10 protein-coding genes are annotated in these 10,413 nt (G+C 30.4%); 8 read left to right on the top strand and 2 right to left on the bottom strand.

What is annotated here, in order from left to right; translation table 11 throughout:
* The first annotated feature begins 46 nt into the window (after positions 1-46).
* The 5 genes from AC5M21_RS03665 (at position 47) to thiD (ending at position 4,656) form a co-directional block, all read left to right on the top strand.
* The gene (locus AC5M21_RS03665) at positions 47-1,534 is read left to right on the top strand and encodes an ABC transporter substrate-binding protein (RefSeq protein ID WP_236916409.1); all 1,488 of its coding nucleotides are present in this window, start codon (positions 47-49) and stop codon (positions 1,532-1,534) included.
* Between the two features lie 232 nt (positions 1,535-1,766).
* On the top strand, positions 1,767-2,591 hold the full coding sequence (thiM, locus tag AC5M21_RS03660) for a hydroxyethylthiazole kinase (protein ID WP_054325169.1): 825 nt from the start codon (positions 1,767-1,769) through the stop codon (positions 2,589-2,591).
* Positions 2,578-3,231, top strand: a complete 654-nt coding sequence (gene thiE, locus AC5M21_RS03655) for a thiamine phosphate synthase (RefSeq protein WP_008788925.1) — start codon at positions 2,578-2,580, stop codon at positions 3,229-3,231. The genes thiM and thiE overlap by 14 nt, the downstream gene beginning before the upstream one ends.
* Before the next feature lie 16 nt (positions 3,232-3,247).
* Complete coding sequence (locus AC5M21_RS03650; RefSeq protein ID WP_237713649.1) at positions 3,248-3,868, top strand: HAD family hydrolase; 621 nt, start codon at positions 3,248-3,250, stop codon at positions 3,866-3,868.
* Positions 3,865-4,656 (top strand): bifunctional hydroxymethylpyrimidine kinase/phosphomethylpyrimidine kinase, encoded by a 792-nt coding sequence (gene thiD, locus AC5M21_RS03645; RefSeq protein WP_008788923.1) that lies wholly within the window; start codon positions 3,865-3,867, stop codon positions 4,654-4,656. Before AC5M21_RS03650 ends, thiD begins: the two co-directional genes overlap by 4 nt.
* Before the next feature lie 90 nt (positions 4,657-4,746).
* On the opposite strand, the gene AC5M21_RS03640 is transcribed toward thiD, so the two are convergent.
* Together AC5M21_RS03640 and AC5M21_RS03635 are read right to left on the bottom strand one after the other, a co-directional pair.
* Positions 4,747-6,669: a putative bifunctional diguanylate cyclase/phosphodiesterase gene (locus AC5M21_RS03640; protein WP_008788922.1), complete on the bottom strand. Its 1,923-nt coding sequence runs from the start codon at positions 6,667-6,669 to the stop codon at positions 4,747-4,749.
* A 71-nt stretch (positions 6,670-6,740) separates the two neighbouring features.
* A complete protein-coding gene (locus tag AC5M21_RS03635; protein ID WP_117598838.1) occupies positions 6,741-7,772 on the bottom strand; it encodes a lactonase family protein in 1,032 nt (343 codons plus the stop codon).
* Positions 7,773-7,876: 104 nt separating this feature from the next.
* Here AC5M21_RS03635 and AC5M21_RS03630 point away from each other — a divergent pair, with 104 nt between their 5' ends.
* From AC5M21_RS03630 to AC5M21_RS03620, 3 genes are all read left to right on the top strand, one after another.
* Complete coding sequence (locus AC5M21_RS03630) at positions 7,877-8,368, top strand: Lrp/AsnC family transcriptional regulator (RefSeq protein WP_008788920.1); 492 nt, start codon at positions 7,877-7,879, stop codon at positions 8,366-8,368.
* A complete protein-coding gene (locus tag AC5M21_RS03625; protein WP_117598839.1) occupies positions 8,368-9,540 on the top strand; it encodes an aminotransferase class I/II-fold pyridoxal phosphate-dependent enzyme in 1,173 nt (390 codons plus the stop codon). The genes AC5M21_RS03630 and AC5M21_RS03625 overlap by 1 nt, the downstream gene beginning before the upstream one ends.
* A 76-nt stretch (positions 9,541-9,616) precedes the next feature.
* Positions 9,617-10,318, top strand: coding sequence for a GTP pyrophosphokinase (locus tag AC5M21_RS03620; protein WP_008788918.1), 702 nt, complete (start codon positions 9,617-9,619; stop codon positions 10,316-10,318).
* Positions 10,319-10,413 lie beyond the last annotated feature (95 nt).

The following is a 10,413-nucleotide window of genomic DNA, read 5'->3' as shown; positions in this document are numbered from 1 at the left end:
GCCATGAATTATGTATTCATGGCTGTATAGTATTGAGGAGAAAATTATGAATCAACAAAAAATAAAGTGGGATAAAAAATATATTCTTATTGTTTTCATTGGTTTATGTCTAGTTATAACGTTTCTTATCTTTAATAATAGAGAGAAATCGAATACACTTATATTTGAAGGTTCTCCTGAATATATAAAGAAGAGCGATGAACAAAAGAAACAATTAACAATAGGAGTCACAAATCCCCCTCAAGAATCAAAAAGTTATCTTGGTCAAGATCAAACCTCTCGACTTACAAAACGTCTTGTTTATGAACCTATAGTTTATATAAAAAAAGATTTATCAATAGAGTTTATGTTAGCAGATAAAATTATCTTTTCAAAGGATGGGTTAGAAGCAAAGGTTGAATTAAATAAAAAAGCAAAGTTTTCTAATGGTGATGTTGTTAATGCTGAAACAGTTAAAAAATCTTATTTAGAATTGAATAAAACAACGAGTCAATATTCTCAAAAGGATATATGTAAAACTATAAAAGGAATGGAAGATTATCAATTAGGAAAAAATAATGATATTTCAGGCATCATTATAGATAATGAGTATGAACTTACTTTTCAATTTAACAGTTGTTCAATTCTTAATATCCAGGGATTATCTATTCCAATATTTAAAACAGTTGAAAATAGTAAGTGGGCTATAGGAACTGGAGAATATGCTTTTGAAAAATATTCTCATAATAAATCTATAGAGCTAAAAAAGAATTTATATAAACATACTTCAAAATATGCTTTTGAAAAAATAATTATTAAAGGAACTTCTACTATAGAAAGAAAAAATGAAGTAGATAAATTTAATTTAGATATATGTGAAGTCTCTTTAACCAGTCACATAAATGATATAAAAGAAGCAAAATATCATAATGTTTATGAAGTTAATGAAGCATTTCATCTCAATTATCTAGAATTCAATCTAAATGATAAAGTAGGAGAGAATAAAGATATAAGAAAAACAATTTATTATTCAATTAATAAATCTGATTTGCAACAAGGATTTGATAAGAATGAAAGAATGAATAATTGTCAATTGTCTTCACTAAATAATGAGAAATCTCTGGAAACTTATGATTTAGATATTGCAAAAAAAGCATACCGTAATGTCAAAAATATAAAAGAAATTGAGTATTATACCTTAGGAGATACAGTATCAGCTTTAAGATATGATATGATGAATAAAAATCTTAAAGAAGTTGGATTAAATCTTAAAAAGACTTCTCAATATGATGCTACACTTCGATATACTACTCATCAATTGACTTCACCTATTTTAGATTTTGAAGAGAGTATTATGAATTCCTCATTAAAAGAAAGTTATCAGACATTTATACAAAGTTCATATCAGAACAATTGTCAAAATATACTTAAAGACTTCGAAGACTATTGTCATAATGAATATGTTACAGTTCCTATTTCTACAGTTGCATATGGATTAGCTATTTCAAGTGATGTAGACCAAGATAATGTTAGAGATTTAATGATAAACAGTTAAATCTGTCTTTTGATGAGAATATTTAGTTTACTGTTGTTTTTCATTGACGATAAAATAGTCAAGTGTTATGATAAAAATATCAAGAACGGGAGCTTATAAATAGGCTGAGAGGGAGTTGTGAACTTCGACCGCACCTGATTTGGGTAATGCCAACGGAGGGATATAAACTTAAAAATGAAGTGATATACCGTTGTTTGGCATATCACTTTTTATATTATAAGGAGAGAAAATAATGTTTGAAAAAATTATAAAAAATGTTAAAGAACAAAATCCTTTGGTTCATTGTATAACAAATAGTGTTACAATGAATGATTGTGCAAATGCTTTATTAGCAGTACATGGAAGTCCTATTATGGCAGATGAGCAACAAGAAGTAGAAGATATCACATCAATCTCTCAAGCTCTTGTCATTAATATTGGAACACTTAACGAGAGAACAGTAGAGGCGATGATTAAAGCGGGAAAAAAGGCAAATGAACTTGGACATCCTGTCGTATTAGATCCAGTTGGAGCAGGTGCAAGTCAATTTCGAACGGAGACTACATTTCGTCTACTCAAAGAAGTGAAATTGAGTGTGATTAGAGGAAATATATCAGAAATGAAGACTGTTTATTCAGGAACGGGAACGACAAAAGGTGTAGATGCAGATATTAATGATATTGTTAGTGATGATAATTTAATGCAGACAATAAGTTTTGCTAAAGAGTTAAGTCAAAAAACAGAGGCAATTATTGTAATCACAGGACCTATTGATATTATAACTGATTCTAAGAATACTTATATCATTAAAAATGGGTGCCCAGAAATGTCTCAAATTACAGGAACTGGTTGTATGTTGAGTGCGATATTAGGTGCATATATAGCAGTTAATCAAGATAATTTATTAGATGCGGTTAGTTGTGCAGTTGCTATCATGGGATATAGTGGTGAACTTGCTAAACAAAAAATTGTTAAGGAAAATAGTGGGACAGGAAGTTTACGAGTTTATCTCATTGATGCTCTAAGTATGATGAATAGTCAATTGTTGAATGGAGGCATACAAATTGAAAAAAGATAAGCAGGCAATAAGAAAAGCTATGCAATTGTATTTAGTTACAGATCGTTATTGGTTAGGAAAGCATACACTTTGTGAAGATGTCGAAAAGGCTGTTCAAGCAGGTGTGACATGTGTACAGCTGCGTGAAAAAAAACTTAATAATCATGAGTTTATAAGGGAAGCAGGATATTTAAAATATCTCTGTATAAAGTATGCAATTCCATTTATTATTAATGATAATGTTGATGTCATGTTGGCTGTAGATGCAGATGGAGTACATGTTGGGCAAAGCGATATGAAAGCTCACAATGTGAGACAGTTAATAGGTGAAAATAAAATTCTAGGTGTTTCTGTACAAAGTGTTGAGCAAGCTTTAGAGGCACAAGGAGCTGGTGCAGACTATTTAGGAGTAGGAGCGGTTTTTCATACAGGTACAAAGAAAGATGCTGTAGATGTTGATATTCAGACATTAAAAGATATTTGTAATGCTGTTCAAATACCAGTAGTAGCTATTGGAGGTATTGGTTATCAAAATATATTGGAATTAAAAGATAGTGGTATTGCTGGTGTTGCAGTTATCAGTGCAATTCTAGCGCAAAAAGATATTCATAAAGCTACACAATGTCTTAAAGAAATATGTCAGGGACTTTTTAATGATTAAGGGGTACATATTTGATTTGGATGGAACACTCTTAGATTCTCTAAATGTTTGGGATAATGTAGGGAATCGCTATCTACAAAGTATTGGGATTCAAGGGCCAGATGATTTAGATTCTCTTATGGAACATATGTCTTTACAAGAAGCAGCCCTATATATGAAAAATACATTTGTTTTAACACAATCTGTTAATGAAGTTGCTTTAGGAATAACCTATATTATTGAAGAAGCATATGAAAAATCTATTCCATTAAAAATAGGAGCACGAAAAGTTATAGAAAAATGTTTTGATAAGAATTATCAAATTGTTGCATTCACTGCTGGTTCCGTTGAACTTGCAACAAAAGCTCTCATGCGATTGAATCTTTTCCACTATTTCCAGAATATTTATTCGTGTCAAACTTGTGGATATAATAAAACAGAGATCGAAAGTTATTTAACTCTTGTAAAAAGTATGAATTTAAAAGTGAAAGAATGTGTCGTTGTAGAAGATGCATTATATGCAATTGAGACAGCAGTAAATGCAGGTTGTTATGTAAAAGCAATTTATGATCAGGCTAATCAAAAAGATTGGGACAAGATATGTGGAATTGCTCATGAACATTATGAATCATTTATAGAGATGGAGGATAGAATATGAATACTGTTTTGACTATTGCTGGGACTGATCCTACAGGGGGAGCAGGTGTTCAGGCGGACTTGAAGACATTTATGGCACATAACGTGTATGGGATGAGTATTATAACCGCTCTTGTTGCTCAAAATACACTAGGTGTTAAAGATATTATGAATGTAACTCCAGATTTTCTGGAGGAACAATTTGACTGCGTTTTTAACGATATTTTTCCAGATGCATTGAAAATAGGAATGGTGTCAGAAACAGAATTAATACATACAATTGTTAAGAAATTAAAACAATATCATGCGAGACATATTGTTGTTGACCCTGTTATGGTTTCCACTAGTGGATCCCGATTAATTGAAGATAGTGCTCTTGATGCATTAAAATATGAACTGATACCTTTGTCTGAAATTATTACACCTAATATACCAGAAGCAGAAGTTCTTATTGGGAAGAAGATAAAAAGTAAAGAAGATATGATTCGTGCTGCACAAGATATTCGTCAATGGTATCAAGGAGATATTTTGATTAAAGGTGGCCATTTTGAAGATCGAGCTGATGACTTGTTATATCATAATAATGAAAAAATATGGTTAGAATGTGAACATATAGATAATCCAAATACACATGGAACTGGATGTACTTTATCTAGTGCTATTGCAAGTCATTTAGCTTCTGGATATGATATGATTACAAGTGTTCGAAAAGCAAAAGATTATATTAGTGGGGCCTTAAAAGCAAATCTTGATTTAGGGCATGGAAGTGGACCATTAAATCATTGTTGGAATTTGAAGCAAAAGAGATAGTTTATTTTTCTCAATAGGGAATAAAAAAGAAGATGAAATACACTTAATTATCAATAAAGGTATTTCATCTTTTATTTATAATAAATATGATTAAGTATTATGTTTTAGGAATTCAATAACATCTTTTTCAGGCATAGGCTTGGCATAATAGAAGCCTTGTACAAAATCTATTTGACAATCTTTTACAAACTGATTTTGTTCTTTCGTTTCGACACCCTCTGCAACAACAGAACAACCTAAATCTTGAAAAGAACGTGTTATGTTTTTAACAAGACCAGCTGACTTTTCATTATCCATAGCAGCTAATATTAAACTTCTATCAAGTTTGATAGTACCAAATGGAATACCAATAACTGTTGCAATATTAGAGTAGCCTGTTCCAAAATCATCTAAACCCATACGAATTCCTTTTTGGGCTACATAATTTGCAAAATGAGTAACAACTTCTACATTTTTAGCTATTGTGCTTTCAGTAAATTCTATTTTTATTTTTGATAAAGGGATATGATGTGATTCTATAATCTCAATGACTTTATTTGATAAGTTTGATTCATTAAATTGATAAGCTGAAAAATTAACATGTACAGATTTTATATGAATATTTTCTTTTGATAAATGATTTATAAATTCACATGCTTTTTCAAGAATCTGATAAGTTATTTCTATAATAAGACCAGTTTCTTCAGCAATTGGAATAAATTCATTAGGATATAATGGACCCAATGATGAGTTTGGAATTCTCACTAGAGATTCAGCAAAATCATACTTACCAGTTTTTAAATCAATAATAGGTTGATAATAGAGTTCAAAACTCTGTTTGGCTATTTTATCCTTTAATATCTCAATAATTCTCTCTCTTCTATTGATGCTGTTCATAATATTTTCATCACAGTAATGGACTTGCTTCGATGAATCACGTTTAGCTTGAATAACAGCATATTCTACAGCATTCAATATCTTTTCGGCTGTTGTAGCACTTTGAGGATAAGTTGCAACTCCAGCAACAGTGGAAACATAAAAACTATAATCTTGAATTATCCAGGGAGAGATTGTTTTTTTATCAAGTAGATCAATAATTTGTTTTACCAAATGACGTTGTTCATGTTGAATTAAAATAGCAAATTCATCACCATTAAAACGATAAACACTATTTAATGGTGCAATGGAAGATAAAAACTCTGAAAATTTAACTAATAATTCGTTTCCCATAGCATGTCCATATGATTCATTAATCTTCTTAAAATCTCTAAGAGAAATAACAAGCAAAACAAATGGATCATGACCATATTTTTCAATTAATATTTCCATCATTTGAAATAGTTCAGAACGATTAGGTAAATTTGTTAAAGAATCTAAGGTTAATTGCTTATTTTGCAAATGAAGATAAATAATTAATAAAGCCATAGTGGCTGCTGTTCCAGAGAGGATAATATTTGGATAAATTTGTTGAATAACAATAACAGCAACTGCAATAAGTGGAAAGACACTAAGTATCTTGTAAATATGATAATTTATTTTTTTCTTATTGATAATCACAATGATAAGACAAAACAAACAGTATAAGTAAAATAACAAGTAAGTTATAAAAATAAATGAACCCTGATTGTAAACACCTTCAGATGATAAACTAAACAATATATGTGAAAAAGGATTGGAAAGGACAATAAGGATATAAATAAGTCCAGGCAAGGTTCCTAACCACATTATTTTTGATAGTTTTGTATGATTGTAAATAAGAGTTGATGAATATAAGAAATAAATCATTCCCATTAAAGGGGTGAAAATAAAGTAAATAGTCGTCACAAGTTCTATCATCCAAATTGGAAAAATTTGAGTATAAGTCAACATACAAGTTGATAGAATATTAGTAGATATAGCGAGAAATGTGACTAAAAAACAGGCCTGAAATAACTGATTTGTTAACGTTGGTAAATTGCTTCCTTTTCTAGAGTAAGACCATATAATAAGAAGAATGATAATTGATATACATTCAGGTATAATATTCCAATACAAGATATCCCTCCTTGTCATTTAAGATATTCAAACTATAAAAACCCTTCTTAATGCTAAGAAGAGTCTATCTGTTATTCAAATGCTATACAAACAGGTGCAGGTAAATCTATTGTTGAGTCGCTCATAAGTAATTTTTCATTATCTTCATCAAAGGTTAATACTTGTAATTGATTATCACCTTGACAGCCAACAATTAAGAACTGATCATTAATAATATGAAAATCTCTAGGACCTTTACCAGTATGAACCATATACAATAATGATATTTTACCAGATTCTTTATTGACACGATACATCGCAATACTATCATGACCGCGATTAGATACAAATAAATGTTCACCAGTTGATGTCATACGAATAGCAGATGCACTTGAGAACCCCTTGAAATGTCTAGGAATACAATGAATAGCTTGAATAAGAGTAAAACGGCCTTCAGAGTATTTAAAAACCATAATATTATTCGCAATTTCATTCACAAGATAAGCAAAACGACCATCATATGAAAAAATCATGTGACGTGGTCCAGAACCAGGAATAACATTGAGAGTATAATCAGCATCTTCTAATAATACCCCTTGATGAAAGCGATACATAACAACTTTATCTGCACCTAAGTCTACAGAATATACAAATTGTTTATCTGGTGTAATACCAACATAATGAGTATGGGGTCCAGTTTGCCTTTTTAAAAGATCAGGTCCAAGTCCTTTATGTCTTACAGCAGAAATTTTCTGAGTTATTGTTTTGTTATCTAATTGATAAGAAGCTGTTGCACCAATATGATAATTTGCTGCAAAAATATAACAGAGAGTATCATCAACACATAAATGTGTATAAGATCTTCCACTAGAATTATAATTATTATTAAGAATTAATTCATCTTTATAAATTGAGAAACTCCCTAATCCTCCACCATCATTCAATGAACTGGCATTTTTATATGCAACATATAGAACATGATCTTTAGTTATCATATACGAAGGGTAATCCTGCGTGACTATCTGCTGAACACGTTGCATCTCAAGTGTCTCTTCATTAAGTCTCATGATATAAATTCCCTTATCATTATTTTTTCCATAACTGGCAACATAGAATGTTTTCATAAGTAAACCCCTTTCATAAATCTATTTTAACACAATAATATTCTATTTACTAATATAAAAAAATGTACTACAATAAATATAATATAAAAGAAGGAGTGATCGTTATGGAAGATAAGTTATTACTAAGTTTGTTACAGAAAAATGCAAGGATGAAAATTACTGATCTAGCGGCCGCCTTAGAAGAAACGAAAGATAATGTTATTGATAGATTAACAGAATTAGAAAAAGAAAAAGTCATTTGTGGATATCATACAATTGTTAATTGGGATTTAACTCATGCTGAAATTGTCACTGCCTTGATTCAAATCAATGCAAATCCAGAAAGAGAGTATGGTTATGATAGAATCGCAAGTCGTATTTATAAATTTGATGAAGTCGATACAATGTATCTCTTAAGTGGTAGTTTTGAATTTGTAGCTATAGTCAAAGGGAAAACAATGCAGGAAGTTGCTCACTTTGTAGCAAGTAAATTAGCATGTTTAGATGGTGTGACAGGGACATCAACATTCTTTGTATTAAAACAATATAAAAATAATGGTGTTGTTTTAATTGAAGATGAAGATGGTTCTAATGATAGATTGGTGGTGACTCCATAATGGATTATGAAAATATGTTGAGTGATCGTGTTAAACTTATTAAGCCTAGTGGAATTAGAAAATTCTTTGATTTGGCCTCACAAATGGAGGGAGTTATTTCTCTTGGAGTTGGAGAACCAGATTTTACAACACCTTGGGCAATAAGAGAAGCAGCAATATATTCTATTGAAAAAGGACGTACTTTTTACACTGCTAATCGTGGTTTATTAGAATTACGTAAAGAAATATGTAATTACTATAAAAAAAGATTTCAGGTATCATATCATCCTGAAAAAGAATGTATTGTCACTGTGGGTGGATCTGAGGGAATAGATATTGCTATTCGTTCAATTATTAATCCAGGTGATGAAATGATTGTTTTAGATCCAGGGTATGTTGCTTATGCTCCAGGTGTTGAATTGGCAGGAGGAGTTCCAGTTGCTATCAATCTTCGTCATGAAGATCAATTTAAATTGACTCCTGATTTATTAAAGGCTGCTATAACTCCAAAGACAAAAGCAATTTTGTTAAACTATCCGTCTAATCCAACTGGTGGATTTATGACAAAAGAGGATTATGAAAAGATAGTTCCTATCCTAAAAGAGACTGGAATTATTATTCTATCTGATGAAATTTATGCAGAAATAAGTTATGAAGAGGAATTTTGTTCAATTGCATCATTTGATGAAATTAAAGATCAAGTAATTATTGTCAGTGGTTTTTCAAAGGCACATGCTATGACAGGATGGCGTTTAGGTTATATTCTTTCCAATTCTGTTTTGTCTAGTGCTATGTGCAAGATTCATCAATATGTTATTATGTCAGCCCCATCACCAGCACAATATGGTGCCATTGAAGGTTTAAGACACTGTCAGGAAGAAGTTATGAAAATGCGTGATTCATATAGAACAAGAAGAAATTTTCTTGTGAAAACATTTAATGATATGGGATTAGAAACATTTAAGCCATTAGGTGCATTCTATGTTTTCCCATGCATTCAATCAACAGGACTATCTTCAGATGAGTTTTGTGAAAAACTCTTAGAAGATCAAAAGGTAGCATGTGTACCAGGAACAGCATTTGGACCAGCTGGTGAAGGATTCATTCGTGTTTCATATGCTTATAGTATTGAGGAACTAAAAATCGCAACAGAGAAAATAAAAATATTTGTTGATAAAATAAAGAGTCGTTAGACTCTTTTCTTGCTTTTCAATCAGTTCACCATGAGTTCATCTCGATTGTATTAAATAGTGGTAAGGAGATTGTGAAATGTTGAAGAAAGATAAAATAAGATTATTGGATAATAAGAGATTAAAAAAGAATATTCTTAATCAAGTTGTTAAAAATCCAATTTTGGAAAATGTTAATAGTTTATTACGTATGGAGCAGCTTTATGAAGCTGGGATTAAAGAAATTCGAACAAAATTGGAGATACTAGATTCTGAATTCAAGGTGAAATATGATCATAATCCTATTCATCATATTGAGTCTAGATTAAAAAAGCCAGAAAGTATTATAAAAAAGGCGATAGATAAAGATGTGACATTGACTGAAAAAGAAATTATGCGTCATATACATGATATTGCTGGAATTCGTGTGATATGTAATTATATAGATGATGTCTATGTTGTGGCTCAATTATTGATTAATCAAGATGATATTAAGCTTATCAAGATAAAAGATTATATTCAAAATCCAAAAGATAATGGTTATAGAAGTTTGCATTTAGTGTTAGAGGTGCCTATATTTTTAGCTGAAGGTGTACAGCCTATTCATGTAGAAGTTCAATTAAGAACAATAGCTATGGACTTCTGGGCTTCATTAGAACATAAATTAAAATATAAAACTGATAATAATGTTCCTGAAGATATCAAAAAAGAATTAATCCAGTGTGCAATGTCTATATCAGAGTTAGATTATAAAATGCAAAGTATACACAATCGTCTGAATAATGATTCAGAGATTCAATAAACTGAGATATTATTATAGATATCTCTTTTGTTTGACAATATTTTCCATAATGATATAATAATAGTAACGATTACTATTTAAAAGGAGGATAATGT

This window comes from Coprobacillus sp. (assembly GCF_984815275.1).
This window is presented reverse-complemented; position numbering and strand designations above follow the sequence as displayed.

Coding starts and splice junctions, on each gene's coding strand:
- AC5M21_RS03630 (WP_008788920.1), top strand. CDS start 7,877: ATGGAAGATAAGTTATTACTAAGTTTGTTACAGAAAAATGCAAGGATG.
- AC5M21_RS03620 (WP_008788918.1), top strand. CDS start 9,617: ATGTTGAAGAAAGATAAAATAAGATTATTGGATAATAAGAGATTAAAA.
- thiM (WP_054325169.1), top strand. CDS start 1,767: ATGTTTGAAAAAATTATAAAAAATGTTAAAGAACAAAATCCTTTGGTT.
- AC5M21_RS03625 (WP_117598839.1), top strand. CDS start 8,368: ATGGATTATGAAAATATGTTGAGTGATCGTGTTAAACTTATTAAGCCT.
- AC5M21_RS03635 (WP_117598838.1), bottom strand. CDS start 7,772: ATGAAAACATTCTATGTTGCCAGTTATGGAAAAAATAATGATAAGGGA.
- thiD (WP_008788923.1), top strand. CDS start 3,865: ATGAATACTGTTTTGACTATTGCTGGGACTGATCCTACAGGGGGAGCA.
- AC5M21_RS03665 (WP_236916409.1), top strand. CDS start 47: ATGAATCAACAAAAAATAAAGTGGGATAAAAAATATATTCTTATTGTT.